Here is a 15920-nt window from a genome sequence, read left to right as displayed (position 1 = left end):
CGGTCGGTGTCGGTGTGGACTCTTCGGTTGGCTCTTATGTGGCTGTCGGTGTGGACTCTTCGGTTGGCTCTTCTGTGGCTGTCGGTGTGGACTCTTCGGTTGGCTCTTCTGTGGCTGTCGGTGTGGACTCTTCGGTTGGCTCTTCTGTGGCTGTCGGCGTCGGGTTGTCGGAACCCGCCGTCGTGTTGGCATCGTCGTCATCGTCGCCCCCGGCGAGCGCGCCGATGATCGCTCCCACTATTGCCAGCACGACGATGACCCCAAGCGCGGGCCATAGGAACCGGCCGAGGCATCCCTTCCGCTTTTCGGGTGGGTCTGCAGCGGGTGTGCCTGCCTCGGGGGGCGGCGGGTCTGCAGCGGGTGTGCCTGCCTCGGGGGGCGGCGGGTAGTTCGGTTGCGATTCGGGCGGATACCACTTTCCGTCCGAGGCTTCCCACCATCCATCACCTTGTGAGGTATCGCTCATCGTTGACATCCTCCCAGTTCCGCCGTATTCCCGGGTCAGCCTACGGTCTGGCGCCGTGCCGCTGCCATCTGCGCCGGTCGGAGTACGCCAAGTTCAACAGGCGTGGGTACTGCCACGGGCTTGTCCACGACGAGGTTCGTTGGGGATCGCATCCAAGCCCCAGGGAGGCTTGAGAGTTGCATCGCGACCACGGCCGCGAAATCGGTGAATGCCGAACCCCATTCAGGGCCCGTCGAAGAAGACCTGGCTAGGCTCCAATCGGTCGAGTCCCCTGGTGGCGGCGCTTGTGCAGCGCCTCAAACTTCCCGCTGCGGGGCGCGCCCATCAGGCGCCGACCGGAGAGTCGGCGGGGGGCCTGGCGACGACGCCATCTCCGCGGCGGTCGAACTCGACGTGCTCGACGGGTGTTTTCTGGCTCTGATCGGGGCAGGCGCACAGGCCACGGAACGCGACGTCGCCCGGACCTGCGGCCCGGGCGATCGAAGTGGAGCTGATGGGAATCGAACCCACGACCTCTTGCATGCCATGCAAGCGCTCTAGCCAACTGAGCTACAGCCCCGTAGGGACCTGCGATCGTATCAGCGTGTTCGCGCGGTTCGACGCGTCGAAGCGGGCGGACGGCCGTGGCCGCGTCGGTACCATCGACCGCCATGGCCGATGCCTACGACCCGTCCGCCGTCGAGCCCCGCTGGCAGGCCCGCTGGCGTGACGACGGCCGTTACGAGATCGACAACGACGACCCCCGTCCGCCGTTCTACGTGCTGTCGATGTATCCGTACCCGAGCGGTCCGGCTCACATCGGCCACGTGCGGAACTACACGTTCGGGGACCTGCTCGTGCGGTACCGCACGATGAACGGTGACGGCGTCCTGTCGCCCATCGGGTTCGACTCGTTCGGGCTGCCCGCCGAGAACGCCGCCATCGCCAGCGGCGAGCATCCGCGGCCGTTCACCGACGCCCGCATCGTCGAGCTCTCCTCGTCGCTGGAGCGCCTCGGCGCGGTGTACGACCTGCGCCGCATCGTCAAGAGCCACGACCCGGCCTACATGCGCTGGACGCAGTCGATCTTCCTGCGTTTCTTCGAGGCCGGCTTGGCCTACCGCAAGTTCGCCCCGGTCAACTGGTGCCCGGGATGCCAGACGGTGCTCGCCAACGAGCAGGTGCTCGCCGACGGGACCTGCGAACGATCGGGAGACCTCGTCGAGAAGCGGGACCTCGACCAGTGGTTCTACAAGACGACCGAGTACGCCCAGGAACTCCTCGACGATCTCGACGACCTCGAGTGGCCCGACAAGGTCAAGATCATGCAGCGCAACTGGATCGGTCGCTCCGAGGGCGCCGAGTTCGGCCTGCCGATCGCCGCGGCCGACGGTTCCCCCCGTGGCGACGCCGAGCCGTTGATGATCTACACGACGCGCCCCGACACCACATTCGGGATGACCTTCGCGGTCATGTCGCCCGAACACCCACGCGTGGCCGAGCTCACGACCCCCGACCAGCACGCGCAGGTGGAGGCCTTCGTCGCCGAGGTGGCCGGGCGCTCCGACATCGAGCGACTCTCCGAGGAGGGCCCCGCCGACAAGCGCGGCGTCTTCACCGGCACCGAGGTGGTGAACCCCTTCACCGGACGCCCCGTCCCGCTGTATCTCGCGGACTACGTCCTCATGGGCTACGGCACCGGAGCGATCATGGCGGTCCCCGGCGAGGACCAGCGTGACTGGGACTTCGCGCAGGCCTACGGTCTCGATGTCATCCGCACCGTCCAGCCCCCCGACGACTTCGACGGCGAGGCCTACACGGGCGACGGACCGACCATCAACAGCGACTGGCTGAACGGCCTGTCGATGACAGAGGCGAAGGCGAAGGCCATCACCTGGCTGACCGAGCAGGGCCACGGCACCGCCAAGATCAACTTCCGCCTCCGGGACTGGCTGTTGTCCCGCCAGCGCTACTGGGGATGTCCGATTCCGGTCGTGTACTGCGACGACTGCGGGATCGTCGCCGTCCCGGAGGATCAGCTCCCCGTCGAACTCCCCGACGACGTCGAGTTCCTGCCCAGCGGTCAGAGCCCGCTGGCCCACCACGAGGGCTTCCTTCACGCGACGTGTCCGGACTGTGGCGGGCCGGCCCGGCGCGAGACCGACACCATGGACACGTTCGTGGACTCGTCGTGGTACTTCCTGCGCTTCGCGGACCCGTGGAACGACGAGGCCCCCTTCGACCTCGACGCGGCCCGCCGTTGGCTACCCGTGGACCAGTACATCGGCGGCGTCGAGCACGCGATCCTGCACCTCATGTACGCCCGGTTCTTCACCAAGGCGCTCGCCGACGTCGGCGTCGCCCCGAAGGAGCTGCGCGAACCGTTCCGGCGCCTCTTCACCCAGGGCATGGTCCGGATGGGCGGCGGCAAGATGTCGAAGTCCAAGGGCAACGTGGTGGCGCCCGAGGCGATCATCGACGAGTTCGGTGCTGACTCGCTGCGCCTGGCCATCCTCCAGGTGAAGCCGCCCGAGGAGGACGTGGACTGGGAGGACTTCGGACTCGAGGGCTGCCACCGTTTCGTCAACCGGGTCTGGCGCCTCGCAGTGGGCGATCCCGAGATCGTCGGCGAGGCCCGCACGGGTGACGAGACCCCGGCCGACACCGAGGTCCGTAAGGGCACCCACCGGCTCATGGCCCGCATCACCGACGACTTCGAACGGTGGTCCTACAACACCGCCGTCGCCGCGTGCATGGAGTTCACCAACGACCTCTACCGCTACGTCCAGAGCGACGAAGGTCCCCACGGGGCGGTCCTGGCCGACGCCGTGGACACGCTGCTGCTCGTCACGGCGCCCATGACGCCGCACCTCTCGGCGGAGTTGTGGGAGCGCCGCCGCGGTGGCGACATCCACGGGGAGCCCTGGCCGGTGGCGGACCCGGCGATGCTCACTGTCGACTCGGTCACGATGGTCGTCCAGGTGGCCGGCAAGGTCCGGGACCGCATCGACGTGGCAGTCGACATCAGCGAGGACGACGCCGTCGCTGCGGCCCTGGCGTCGCAGCGGGTGCAGGAGTTCCTCGACGGTGCTCAGCCCCGCAAGGTGATCGCCCGCCCACCGAAGCTGGTCAACATCGTCCCTTAGGTGACGTAGGGGACGGTCAGGACGCCCGCAGTCGATCCGCGACGCGTGTCCACACCTGCTCGGAGGCCTCGTAGGGGGCGTAGAAGGTGATGCGGTCGAGCACGTCGCCGAAGCGGGATGCCAGGCCGTCGCCCACCTCCTCCGGTGTGCCGACCACGGCGAATGTTTCGAGCATCTCGTCGTCGATCACGTCGCCCATCTCGTCCCACCGGCCCTGCTTCGACATGGCGTTGAGTTCGGGTTGTGCGTCGCCCCAGCCGTGGTGTTCGAGCACGGGGAGGTAGGCGGGCGTTGAGCCGTAGAAGCCGATCAGTCCCTTCACGGCCGTGGCCGCCGCGGCGAGTTCCTCTTCGGAGTCGCCGGTGACCGTGAAGGCCGGCATCGTGATGGCGATGTCGTCCCGGGCGCGTCCCGAGGCGGCCAACCCCTCCTCGAGCGCGGGGAGGCTGTGCTCGCGCAGGTAGCTCTCGGTCTGGAAGCCGTGACTCATCCAGCCGTCGGCCACCTCGCCGGCGACCTTCGTCATCAGGGGGCCAACCGCGGCCATGTAGATCGGCGGACGGCCGTGGGGTGCCGGCCCCGGCGAAAACATCGGTGTCATCAGCGTGTGCGAGTAGAACTCGCCGCGGAAGTCGAGGCGGTCGCCGGTCTCCCAGCTGTCCCAGATGGCGTGCACGGCCTGGATCATCTCGCGCATCCGCGCCGCGGGGTGGCTCCACGGCATGCCGAAGCGCTTCGTGATGTGAGCCTTGATCTGGGTGCCCAGACCCAACACGAACCGCCCCTGCGAGTAGTCGGCGAGGTCACGGCCGATGTTGGCGAGAAGCATGGGGTTGCGGGCGAAGGCGACCGCGATGTTCGTGCCGAGCGTGAGCGTCTCGGTGTGCTCGGCCGCGAGGGTCAACGGGAGGAAGGGGTCCCTGTTCAACTCGAAGACCCAACCGCCGTCGTAGCCCTGCGCCTCGACGTGGGCCGCCATCGGCCCCGCCTGGTCCAGTTCGACCGGAATTCCGCTGTCGATCTTCATCGGAGTCTCTCCCTGTCGGGTCGGCAACTTCGGTCCAGTGGGCCCCGTTGCGGACTGCACGCTGACGGGCCGTCCATGTCAGTTCCGCTCATCACGGTCGCGCAGGAACTGCTCCAGTTCCGCAGCGAGTTCCTCACCGCTCGGGATGCCCTCGGCCGCGGCGGTCACCATGCGGTCGTAGGCCTCCTCGAGGCGGGTGACGAGGTGCAGGTGCTCGGGCTCGGCCTCGAGCAGGCCCGTCAGCCGTTCGTTCATCGCGGCGGCGTCGGTGACGAGGTCCGGGGCCCCGAACACCAGTCCCGTGGCCCGCTCGAGGCCGTCGAGCAGCGCGCTCGCCGCGGCGGGGTAGGGCATGGCCGAGGCGTAGTGAGGGACCTGGGCGTACAGGCCCATGGTCGGTAGGCCCTGTCCGGCAGCGGCCTCCTCGACGGCGACATTGAGGCCGGACGGAACGATGATCGAACCGGCGTCGAGAGCGAGACTCTCGATGCGGCGCCGTGACGGGCTCGACCCCGACAACCGTGCCGGGCGGGTATGGGGGACCGCGGCGGGGTACGCCCCCAGGCTCACGACCTCGCGGGTGTCGTGGGCGAGCGCGATGTCGATCACCTCGGCGACGAAGCCACGCCACGAGTAGTCGGGTTCCGCGCCGTGGAGGAGGAGAGCGTGGCGTCCGTCGGCGTCCGACAGCGCCGTCAGTTCCACCGCGGGCCACTCCAGCGGGGAGGGGACACCGGCGTCGAGTTCGACGGTGGGACGACGTGCCCGGTAGTCGAGCAACATGTCGGTCTCGAACGTCGCGACAGGTGTGGGATGGCCCGCGGCGAGGAGCGCCTTGACGGCGATCGTCTGTGCCGAACCCGCGTCGACCCAGCCATCGAGGCCGATGACGAGCACCGGCTCGGTCAGTTCGGGTGACGGGTATCGGTCGCGTACCAGGGGGCTCATCGTCATCCTCAACCTATCTTGGAGGGTGAGCGACCGCCCGTCCGGGGAATGGTCCGACCCCTCAGCGATGTTGAAGCGAGACGATGAGTAACACAGCCGTGACCGACGTGACAGACGAGACATTCCAGACCGCGGTGATCGACCGCTCCAACGACGTGGCCGTCGTCGTGGATCTGTGGGCCCCGTGGTGCGGACCCTGCAAGACCCTCGGGCCGATCATCGAGCGGGTGATCGCCGCCACCGACGGCAAGGTCGAGCTCGCCAAGGTGAACGTCGACGAGAACCCCGGCGTCTCCCAGGCCTTCCAGGTCCAGGGAATCCCGGCCGTCTACGCGTTGAAGGACGGCAAGGTCGTCGACGGCTTCGTCGGAGCGCAGCCCGAGCCGACGGTTCAGGAGTTCGTGGACCGTCTCCTCCCCACGGAGGAGGAGAACGAGGTCGACACGCTGATCGCGCTCGGCGACGAAGCGTCTCTGCGAAGTGCACTGGAACTGGATCCCGGCCACGAGGGCGCCACCACGGCGCTCGCCGCTCTGCTCGTGGACGAGGACCGTGGCGAGGAGGCACTGACGCTTCTCGAGCGCATCCCGGAGAGCGCCGAGACCCGCCACGTCGCCGCGCTCGCCCGCGCCGGTCGTGACGCCGCCGCCGGCGCCGACGCGAAGCTCGAGGAACTGCTCGCGCGGATCACCGCCCGCGGTGACGATGCCGACGCCGCCCGCCAGGAGTTCGTCGACGTGCTCGAACTGCTGGGACCCGACGACCCCAGGACCGCCGAGTACCGCCGCCGTCTCACCTCGGCGATCTACTGAGTCGATCGCCGAGCCGGCACCGTGAAGCTCGAGCGGCGTGACGGCTACTGGCTTCTGATCGGCGGACCTGTTCCGCCCGGTTCGTCGGCCATCACCATCGGCTCGGTCGTGTCGGTGCGGCGCAGAGCGGCCGGTTCCGTCGGCCTCCTGCGCCACGAAGCCGTCCATGTTGCGCAGTGGCGCCGTCTCGGTGTCGTGCGCTTCCTCATCGGCTACCTCGGGTACTACGCCCTCGGGCGGTCCCGTGGCTGGTCCCACCGGGCGGCCTACCGGCGGATCCCCCACGAGATCGAGGCCGAGTGGGTCTCCAGGCGGCACGGTCGGGGAGAGGACCCTCTTCCCTGGACGTCCCGCCGCACCTAGGCTGAGACTCGGCGCCGAGTAGGCGCTCCTTCCCCTGGGCTCATTCCCGCTTCCCCCGCGTTCGTTGCCGCTTCCCCGCGCACCCGCCCCACACCGGAGCAGCGATGGGCCCGCCGCGGGAACCCGATCCCTCTGACGATTCTCCAACCCCTGACCTCGCGCGCCCCGCCGAGAGTCCGCCCCGCCCGGTGGTCCCCGACATCAGAGACCGTCTCGCCGACTGGGCCCGCGAGGCCGCGTCGCGGGTATCGCCTCTGGTGTGGGTGGTGATCGCCGCGGTCGTCGTCGCCGTCGGCGGCGTCGTCTGGCTTGCGACCGCCTCCGACGCGCCGCCGGCGCGCCTGGACACCGCCGACGTTCCCCGCGCAACGGTCCTGCCGGACCCGACGCCCGGTGGTGAGGCCGATGTGGTCGTGGTGCACGTGGCGGGGGCCGTCGTGGCTCCCGGCGTCTACCACGTGCAGGCGGGCGCCCGGGTCGCCGATGTGGTCGCCGCTGCCGGAGGTCCCACCGTCGACGGCGAGACCGACCGGCTGAACCTCGCAGCTCCCGTCGCGGACGGCGAACGGGTCTACGTTCCCCGCGTCGGTGAGGAGATCGTCGCACCGGTCGGTGGTTCAGGTGCAGCCGCCGGTGGCGGGCCGGTCGACCTCAACACCGCGGATTCACTTGCGCTGCAGGGCCTCCCCGGCGTCGGTCCCACGATCGCCGCGGCGATCATCGCCCGGCGGGAGGAGGCGCGCTTCGCCTCCGTCGAGGACCTCCTGGACGTGGCGGGCATCGGACCGACGCGCCTCGATGCCCTCCGTGACCTCGTGACGGTCCGGTGAGTATCGACCTCCCGGGCGCCACCGAGGCCACGGGAGGCGGCGGAGCGGTGCGGGCGATGAGTGACGGCTGGGTCCACGTCCTCGCGGCGGCGGTGGTCGGCGGTGCCCTCCTTGCTGTTGGCGGTCCCTGGTTCCCGGCGGCCATCGGCCTGGTGGCTGCGCTCGTCGTCCGTCGACCGGCCCTGTTGTGCCTTGCTGCCTTCGTGCTCGCCTCGGTGCTGTCGGCGCGGGCCCAGGCGGCGGTGGAGCCGATCCCCGCTTCTTCGGACGTGGCCGGCGACGCCCGGCTCCTCACCGACCCCGAGCCGGTGGGGATCGGAGTCCGGGTCGACGCGCTCGTCGATGGCCACCACGCCGAGGCGTGGGCATACGGCGCCGCTGCCGCGAGGCTGAGGGACCGGCTCGCGGGGCAGGTGGTGCATGTCGCAGGCGAACTCCGTCCCGCCCCCACCGATGCGCCGTGGCTGCGGGCGCGGGGTGTGGTCGCCCGCCTCTCCGTGGACGACGTGGGGCGGTGGTCGCCAGGAGCAGCGCACCACCGGATCGCCAACGCGGTGCGTGGGTTGCTCGTCGACGGCGCCTCGTCGCTTCACGAGGACGAGCACGCCCTGTTCACGGGCGTCGTCTTCGGCGACGACAGGAACCAGTCGGCCGTCGTCGCCGACGACTTCCGTGCGGCCGGGCTGACTCACCTGCTCGCCGTGTCGGGACAGAACGTGGCGTTCGTGTTGGCGTTGAGTCGGCCGTTGATCATGCGGCTTCGGATCGCCGGGCGCTGGGTGGCGGTGCTCGCGGTGCTTGGGTTGTTCGCGACGATCACGCGCTTCGAGGCGTCGGTGCTGCGGGCGACCGTGATGGCGGCGATCGCTGCGACGGCGGATCTGATGGGTCGGGAGATCTCGTCGCGTCGGGTGCTGTCTCTCGCTGTGGCGGGGCTCGTTCTGTACCGGCCGCTGCTGGTGCTCTCCGTCGCGTTTCAGCTGTCGGTGGCGGCGACGGCGGGCATCGTGTGGCTGGCGGGTCCGTTCGCCCGGCGCTTCGAGGGGGCCGGGTTCATGGCGTTGCCGCTGGCGGTCACCGTCACGGCCCAACTCGCCGTTGCTCCGGTGCTGGTCGCGACCTTCGGGACGGTGTCGTTGGTGTCGTTGCCGGCCAATCTCCTGGCCGGTCCGGCGGCCGGGGCGATGATGACCTGGGGTGTCGCCGCTGGCCTCGCGGCCGGGGTCGCTCCGTCGGTGGTGGCGGCTGTCCTGCACGTTCCGACCCGGGTTCTCGCGTGGTGGCTGCACACCGTTGCCTCGACAGCGGCCGGCCTTCCTGTCGGAACGCTCGGTGTGGGAGGGGTCTGGGTCCTCGTGGTGGCAGCAACCGTGTGGCACCTCGCGCGGCCGCGGACGCTGCGGCTGGCGGCGTCGCTTGCCGCGCTGGCGGTGGTTCTGGCCGCGGTCGTGTCGGTGGGGGCACCCGCCGACGGCGTCGGGGAGGTGGGGCGGGACTCGTCGATGGTCCACGCCGACGGCGTCACGATCCTGGTGGTCGGTCCCCGCACCTCCCCGGAGGATCTGGCCGAGCACCTCAGGACCCATCGCGTCGGCAGGGTGGACCTCGTCGTCATCGCCTCGGGTGGTTCGGTCGGCCGTGATCACCTCGAAGCCGTGACCGCCCGGGCGCACACGGGAATCGTCTGGGGGCGCTCCGGTCACCGGATCCCGTCGGCCGTCACGCCGACGCCGGGATCGGTCCTGCGGTTCGGTCCCTTCGAGGTGACGGTCACCGATGACGATCCACTGGATGTCACCATCACGGGGCCTCGTGTGGACGACGATTCCGTCCTCACATGAGGGCAAGGGCCCGCCGGATGGCCGAGTGGGCAGCCGGGGTGGCGCGCTAGCGTCGCAGCGTGATCCTCGAGCTCGGTCATCACCGCTTCGACGTGACCCACAAGGCTCTCGTGATGGGAATTCTGAACCGCACACCGGACTCGTTCTTCGACGGCGGTCAGTACTTCGACTTCGACGAGTTCCTCCGCAAGGCCGAGCAGCACGTCACCGACGGGGCTGACTTCCTCGACGTCGGTGGCGTCAAGGCCGGTCCGGGTCCAGAGGTCACCGAGGCCGAGGAGATGGATCGGGTGGTGCCGGCCATCGCGGCACTCGCCGACCGCTTCGACATCCCCCTGTCGGTCGACACGTTCCGGGCCTCCGTCGCGCGTGCCTGCTACGAAGCGGGCGCCCACGTGGGCAACGACATCTCGGGATTCGCCGATCCGGACTACCTGTTGGCCGCCGCTGAGAACGGTGCCTCGGTCGTGGCGTGCCACGTCCGGCTCGCGCCGCGGGTCCCGGACCCCGATCCCCACTACGACGATCTCGTCGGAGAGGTCGCCTCGTTCCTCGCCGAACGGGCCAGGTGGGCACGTGAGGCCGGCATTCCCCCCGAGAGGGTGATGGTCGATGCGGGCCTGGACCTGGGCAAGACCGAGGCGATGTCGGCCGAGTTGCTCCGACGCCACGACGAGCTCGCCGGGTCGGGCCACGTGATGTTCCTCTCCGCCTCCAACAAGCGGTTCCTCGGCTGGCTGACCGGCACCGAGGTGGACGACCGACGGATGGCGACGATCGGTGCCCATGTCCTCGGCATCGCCCTCGGGTGCCGGGTCCTCCGCGCCCACGACGTCGCCGGCTCGCGTCGGGTCGTGGACCGCATGGCCGCCATCCTCGCGGCCCGGGCCGAACTCGTCGGAGCCGGCACATGAGCCTGCCGCCCATCCAGGTGCTCCAGGGCTCAGAGGCGTCTCTGCTGGCCGCCGAGGTCACCGAACGGGTGCGGGCGCTCGTCGGCGACGGCGACGCGTCGCTCATCGTCACCGAACTCGACGACGCCGCCTGGGGAGGTGGCGTGGACCCGGACATCACCCCGCTCGTCGACGCCGCGCAGACACCACCGTTCCTCTCGGAACACCGCGTCGTCGTCGGTCACCACATGGGTCGCTTCGGACGGGCGGACAGCGTCGCCGCCCTCGTGCGGTACCTCGAGGCACCGCTCGAGACGACGGCGATCGTGCTGGTGTGGGAGAAGGCGCCCGACCAGCAGCGCGTCGGCGCGCTGCCGAAGTCCCTGAAGGACGCGATCGATTCGGCCGGAGGCACGATCACGAAGATCGGGGTCCCCTCGGGCCGTGGAATGAAGCCCTGGATCGCCGAGCAGGCCTCCGACGCGGGCGTCGACCTCAGACCGGCTGCGGCCAACCGCCTGGCCCAGCATCTGGGCGAGGACGTGGCGGCACTGCTGCCGCTCCTCGCTGCGCTACGGGGTGCCTTCGGGTCGGCCCCGGTGGACGAAGAGGACCTGGCGCCCTACCTCGGCGCGTCGGGAGCGCGACCGCCCTGGGAACTGACCGATGCGATCGCCGAGGGCGACGTCGGGTTGGCGCTACGACGACTCGGGGAGATGACCGGGGTGGGGGAGCGCCATCCCCTGCAGATCATGGCGACGCTGCACAACCATTTCGAGCGGTTGCTCCGACTCGACGGCACCGGGGCGGCGACGGAGGGCGAAGCCGCGTCGATTCTCGGTATCAAGCCGTTCCCGGCAAAGAAGGTCCTGCGTCATCTCGACGCGATCGGACCGGCCGGACTGCGACGGTGCTACGCGTGGCTGGCCACGGCGGATCTGGATCTGCGTGGCGCGAGCGGTCTGGAACCGAACGCGATCATCGAGATCCTCGTGGCGAGGTTGGCGGCGACGGCGCGCCGCCGGTGAGCGTCCGTCGCGACGCGTTGCGTCGCGACGAACCCGAAGTCAGTCCCGCTCGGCTTCGATGCGGCCGAGGCGCTTGACGAGGCGCGACTTCTTGCGCGCCGCGGTGTTCTTGTGCAGAACGCCCTTCGACGTGGCCGAGTCGATGCGCTTGATGGCCGCACGCGTGGCCTCTTCGGCGTCGTCGCGGCCCTCGGTGACGGCTTCCACCGCGTGGCGCGTCCGGGTGATGATCTCTGAGCGCACGGCCTTGTTGCGCTCGTGGCGCTTCTCGTTCTGGCGGTTCCGCTTGATCTGGCTCTTGATGTTGGCCACGACTGTCCTCAGGGTGGTGTTTCGACACGCGCAGCCCCTTCCGCAGGGGCGACGTCGCATGCTACCGGCCGGGCCGGAAAGCGGCACCCTCGCGCTACCGTCGGGCGCGTCGCCGTCCGTGTGACCCCCGCCGCGTTCGAAACCTCCGATGGACATCTCGCGAATCCGCAACACGTCGATCATCGCCCACATCGACCACGGCAAGTCCACCCTCGCCGACCGCATGCTGGAACGCTGCGGAGCCGTGGACCCCCGCGACATGCGCGAGCAGTACCTGGACTCCATGGATCTCGAGCGTGAGCGCGGCATCACGATCAAGTTGCAGAGCGTCCGCCTGGACCACGCCGACCACGTGATCAACCTCATCGACACGCCCGGCCACGTGGACTTCGGCTACGAGGTGTCGCGTTCTCTCGCGGCGTGTGAGAGCGTCATCCTCCTCGTCGACGCCGCGCAGGGCATCGAAGCCCAGACACTGGCCAACTGCTACCTCGCGCTCGAGAACGACCTCGAGATCGTCGCCGTCCTGAACAAGATCGACCTCCCCGCAGCCGATCCCGACCGCTACGCCGCCGAGATCGAGAACGTCCTCGGCATCGACGCCGAGTCAGTCCTGCGCATCAGCGCCAAGACCGGCGAAGGGGTGGGGGAGTTGCTCGACGCCATCGTCGACCGGACCCCGCCCCCCGTCGGTGATCCCGAAGCGGCGCTCCAGGCCCTCGTGTTCGACTCCCACTTCGACCAGTACCGCGGTGTCATCTCGTCGGTGCGGGTGGTCAACGGTTTCCTGCGCAAGGGCGAGGGGATCAGGTTCATGCAGTCGGGTGCGGCCCACGAGGTCGACGAGGTCGGTGCCCGCCGACCGGATCTCACGCCGATGGGCGAACTCGGCCCCGGTGAGGTGGGCTATCTCATCGCCGGCGTGAAGGCGGTGGCCGACGCCCGTTCGGGCGAGACCGTCACCACCACGCTGCGGGGTGCCACCGAAGCGCTTCCGGGCTACCGCGAGCCCAAGCCGATGGTCTTCTCCGGGCTGTACCCCGTGGAGGGTGATGACTTCGCCGACCTGCGTGACGCCCTCGAGAAACTCCGCCTCAACGACTCCAGCTTCACGTACGAGCCCGAGACGTCAGGGGCGCTCGGTTTCGGGTTCCGCTGCGGGTTCCTGGGCCTGTTGCACATGGAGATCGTCCGCGAACGCCTCGAGCGGGAGTTCGGGCTCAGTCTCATCTCCACGGCGCCGTCGGTGGAGTACGAGGTCACCACGAGCGCCGGCGACGAGATCCGCGTGGACAACCCGTCCGAGCTGCCTCCGGCCGCGGAGATCGAGTCGATCGCAGAGCCGTACCTCGCGGTGACGCTTCTGTCGCCCGCCGAGTACACGGGCACGCTCATGGAGCTCTGCCACACCCGGCGCGGGGAACTGCGCCGCCACGAGTATCTCTCGCCCGAGCGGGTCGAGTTGTCGTTCCGGATCCCGCTCGCCGAGGTGGTGGTGGACTTCTTCGACCAGCTGAAGAGTCGCACCCAGGGTTACGCCTCGCTGGACTACGAACCGGACGGTTACGACGTCGCCGATCTCGTCAAGGTGGACATCCTCCTGCACGGCGAGCCCGTCGACGCGTTCAGCTCGATCGTGCACCGCGACGCGTCCTATGAGTACGGCAAGCGCATCGTGGACAAACTCCGCGAACTCATTCCCCGCCAGCAGTACGACGTGCCGATCCAGGCGGCGATCGGTGGGCGCATCATCGCCCGCGAGACGGTGAAGGCCTTCCGCAAGGACGTGACGGCCAAGCTCTACGGCGGCGACGTCACCCGCAAGCGCAAACTCCTCGAGAAGCAGAAGGAGGGCAAGCGCCGCATGAAGTCCATCGGACGCGTCGACGTGCCCCAGGAGGCCTTCATCTCGGCGTTGCGTCTCGACGACTAGCGTCCCGCTTCCCCGGTCGTCTGACGACGGCCCGGTGCCTGGACGCGCCCCCGGTACGGTTCAGTGCCGCAGGTGTCGGTAGGATCGAGCCGATCATGACTGACGCGCAGCTGTCCGACCGGAAGGCGGCGATTCTGCGAGCGGTGGTCGAGGGATACACGTCGACCGCCCGCCCCGTGGGATCGGGAGCGATCGTGGACGCGGAAGGGCTCGAGGTCTCCTCGGCCACCGTCCGCAAGGAACTCCTGGCACTCGAACAGGCCGGCTTCCTCGAACAACCCCACACCAGCGCCGGGCGTGTCCCCACCGACAAGGGCTATCGCTACTTCGTCGACGAACTCATGCGGCCCTTCGAGTTCGGTCAGGCCACCAACGAGCGCATCTCGCATTTCTTCGAGAGGGCCCACGGCGAGATCGAGACGATGTTGCGCGACACCAGCCGGCTGTTGAGCCAGCTCACGCACTACACATCGGTGGTGGTCGGTCCGGGGGCCGAACTCGCCACCGTCCGCTCCGTGCAACTCGTGGGACTCCATCACGACGTCGCCCTCGTCGTTGTCGTGATGTCCAACGGTGCCATCGAGAAGTACACCGTGGACCTTCCCGGGGCCGGCGACGGCGCGGCCCGGGATGCCGTGGACCGCGCGGGAGCGGTACTCGCCGGAGCGATGATCGGCCGACCGTTGGCCGACGCCGCCGAGCCCGCGCCGACCGGGGACGTGGCGATCGACGACATCGTCTCCTCGTGCGTCGACGCGATTGCCGAAGGTGCCGCCGCTCCCCACGAGCAGTTCTACGTCGGTGGCACGCCGACGGTGGCCTCGCTGTTCGCCGCCACCGAGCAGGTGCGCGAAGTGCTGTCGATCCTCGAGAAGCAGTACGTGATGGTGACTCTCGTGCGCGACGTCATCGACCGGGGACTGACCGTCGCCATCGGCTCGGAGACCGGTGTGGAACCGCTGGCCGAGTGCTCGGTGGTCGTCGCCCCCTACCTGGTGGAGGGCTCCCCGGCGGGCCAGATCGCCGTCCTCGGACCCACCCACATGAACTACCCCCAGGCCGTCGCCGCGGTCGCCGTTGTGAGCGCGCAACTCGGCTCGCGGTTGTCCGAAGGCTGATCAGACGGCACGATGTCCCCGGCCATCCGTTGAGCGGGACGCTGCCCAGCCGGGGCTGACCGATCGACCCCGGGGACCGACCCACCGGGCCGCCGAACGATGAGGTGACGTGGAGCGCGACTACTACGAGGTACTCGGTGTGGACCGTGGCGCCTCTCCCGATGAACTGAAGAAGTCCTACCGCCGCCTGGCTCGTGAGCTGCACCCCGACCGCAACCCCGGCGATGGTGACGCCGAGGCCCGGTTCAAGGAGGTCGCCCGTGCCTACGAGGTCCTCTCGGACCCCGAACGGCGCGCCCGTTACGACCGGTTCGGCCACGCGTCCGAGGGCGGTGGAGGTGCCGGGGGAGACCCCTTCGGGGCGGGCTTCGGGGACATCTTCGACGCGTTCTTCGGCCAGAGCGGGTTCGGCGGCCGTGGTCCCAGCGGCCCGGCGGCGGGGCCGGACCTGCAGGCGACCGTCCGGCTGTCGTTCACCGATGCCGTTCTCGGGACCGCGACCGACGTCGAGGTCCGCACCGCCGTGGCATGCGAGACCTGTGAGGCGACGGGCGCGAAGCCCGGGACCGAGCCGGTCACGTGTCCGCAGTGCAACGGGTCCGGTCAGGTCCAGCGGGTGCGGCAGTCACTGCTCGGGCAGATGGTGACGGCATCGCCGTGTGACCGGTGTTCGGGCTCCGGCCGTTGGATCGAGCACACCTGCGCCACCTGTTCGGGGGAGGGCCGGGTCGTCACCGACAAGACCTACACGGTCGACGTGCCGGCCGGCGTGGACACGGGCTCCACCTTGCGGCTGTCGGGGCGCGGTGCCGCCGGTCCCCGGGGTGGCCCCCACGGTGATCTCTACGTCCGTATCGCGGTCGCCGACCACGCCTATCTCACCCGCGACGGTGACGATCTCGTGCACGACCTCGAGATCCCGATGACCCAGGCTGCGCTCGGTGCCGAACTCGACTACGAGACCCTCTACGGCACCGAGGAGCTGCGGATCCGCCCGGGGGCCCAGACAGGGGAGATCCACCGGATCCGGGGCCACGGCGTGCCCCGCCTGCAGGGCCGGGGCCGGGGCGATCTGCTGGTACGGCTGAAGGTGGAGACGCCGACCGACCTCGATTCCGAGCAGCGCGAGCTGGTGCGACGCCTCGCGGAGTTGCGCGGGGACGAGGTCGCCGACGACGGCAAGGGCTGGTTCGGCCGGCTTCGCTCCGCGTTCAACACCTGAGC

General features: G+C 69.5%; 14 protein-coding genes and 1 tRNA gene. 10 read left to right on the top strand and 5 right to left on the bottom strand.

Annotated elements, in window-relative coordinates:
• Positions 1-34: 34 nt before the first annotated feature.
• Both RIE08_05070 and RIE08_05065 read right to left on the bottom strand, forming a co-directional pair.
• Positions 35-466, bottom strand: coding sequence for a hypothetical protein (locus tag RIE08_05070; GenBank protein MEQ8716963.1), 432 nt, complete (start codon positions 464-466; stop codon positions 35-37).
• A gap of 485 nt (positions 467-951) precedes the next feature.
• A tRNA-Ala gene (locus RIE08_05065) sits at positions 952-1025 on the bottom strand.
• Between the two features lie 91 nt (positions 1026-1116).
• On the opposite strand from RIE08_05065, the gene leuS reads away from it, so the two are divergent.
• Positions 1117-3591, top strand: a complete 2475-nt coding sequence (gene leuS, locus RIE08_05060; GenBank protein ID MEQ8716962.1) for a leucine--tRNA ligase — start codon at positions 1117-1119, stop codon at positions 3589-3591.
• Between the two features lie 16 nt (positions 3592-3607).
• Here leuS and RIE08_05055 read toward each other — a convergent pair whose 3' ends face one another.
• Together RIE08_05055 and RIE08_05050 are read right to left on the bottom strand one after the other, a co-directional pair.
• Positions 3608-4678: an LLM class F420-dependent oxidoreductase gene (locus RIE08_05055; protein MEQ8716961.1), complete on the bottom strand. Its 1071-nt coding sequence runs from the start codon at positions 4676-4678 to the stop codon at positions 3608-3610.
• 18 nt (positions 4679-4696) lie between these two features.
• Positions 4697-5566, bottom strand: coding sequence for a PAC2 family protein (locus RIE08_05050; protein ID MEQ8716960.1), 870 nt, complete (start codon positions 5564-5566; stop codon positions 4697-4699).
• A 98-nt stretch (positions 5567-5664) separates the two neighbouring features.
• Here RIE08_05050 and RIE08_05045 point away from each other — a divergent pair, with 98 nt between their 5' ends.
• From RIE08_05045 to holA, 6 genes are all read left to right on the top strand, one after another.
• Positions 5665-6378 (top strand): tetratricopeptide repeat protein, encoded by a 714-nt coding sequence (locus RIE08_05045; protein MEQ8716959.1) that lies wholly within the window; start codon positions 5665-5667, stop codon positions 6376-6378.
• A gap of 21 nt (positions 6379-6399) precedes the next feature.
• Entirely contained in the window at positions 6400-6741 is a 342-nt protein-coding gene (locus RIE08_05040) for a hypothetical protein (protein ID MEQ8716958.1), read from the top strand.
• 188 nt (positions 6742-6929) lie between these two features.
• Complete coding sequence (locus tag RIE08_05035; protein MEQ8716957.1) at positions 6930-7571, top strand: helix-hairpin-helix domain-containing protein; 642 nt, start codon at positions 6930-6932, stop codon at positions 7569-7571.
• Positions 7568-9412, top strand: coding sequence for a ComEC/Rec2 family competence protein (locus RIE08_05030; protein MEQ8716956.1), 1845 nt, complete (start codon positions 7568-7570; stop codon positions 9410-9412). Before RIE08_05035 ends, RIE08_05030 begins: the two co-directional genes overlap by 4 nt.
• Before the next feature lie 59 nt (positions 9413-9471).
• Positions 9472-10326, top strand: a complete 855-nt coding sequence (folP, locus tag RIE08_05025; protein ID MEQ8716955.1) for a dihydropteroate synthase — start codon at positions 9472-9474, stop codon at positions 10324-10326.
• Positions 10323-11333 (top strand): DNA polymerase III subunit delta, encoded by a 1011-nt coding sequence (gene holA, locus RIE08_05020; protein MEQ8716954.1) that lies wholly within the window; start codon positions 10323-10325, stop codon positions 11331-11333. Before folP ends, holA begins: the two co-directional genes overlap by 4 nt.
• A 39-nt stretch (positions 11334-11372) precedes the next feature.
• On the opposite strand, the gene rpsT is transcribed toward holA, so the two are convergent.
• Complete coding sequence (gene rpsT / locus RIE08_05015) at positions 11373-11645, bottom strand: 30S ribosomal protein S20 (GenBank protein ID MEQ8716953.1); 273 nt, start codon at positions 11643-11645, stop codon at positions 11373-11375.
• Positions 11646-11793: 148 nt separating this feature from the next.
• Between rpsT and lepA the strand changes: the two genes are divergently transcribed.
• From lepA to dnaJ, 3 genes are all read left to right on the top strand, one after another.
• Positions 11794-13578, top strand: a complete 1785-nt coding sequence (gene lepA / locus RIE08_05010) for a translation elongation factor 4 (GenBank protein ID MEQ8716952.1) — start codon at positions 11794-11796, stop codon at positions 13576-13578.
• A 95-nt stretch (positions 13579-13673) separates the two neighbouring features.
• Entirely contained in the window at positions 13674-14696 is a 1023-nt protein-coding gene (gene hrcA, locus RIE08_05005; GenBank protein MEQ8716951.1) for a heat-inducible transcriptional repressor HrcA, read from the top strand.
• A 109-nt stretch (positions 14697-14805) separates the two neighbouring features.
• Complete coding sequence (gene dnaJ, locus RIE08_05000) at positions 14806-15918, top strand: molecular chaperone DnaJ (protein ID MEQ8716950.1); 1113 nt, start codon at positions 14806-14808, stop codon at positions 15916-15918.
• The last annotated feature ends 2 nt before the right edge of the window (positions 15919-15920 follow it).

This window comes from Acidimicrobiales bacterium (assembly GCA_040219085.1).
In the GTDB taxonomy this organism is placed as follows: Bacteria; Actinomycetota; Acidimicrobiia; order Acidimicrobiales; family JAVJTC01; genus JAVJTC01.
Note: the sequence above shows the minus strand (reverse complement) of the source record. Positions and strands in the feature narration are given on the sequence as shown.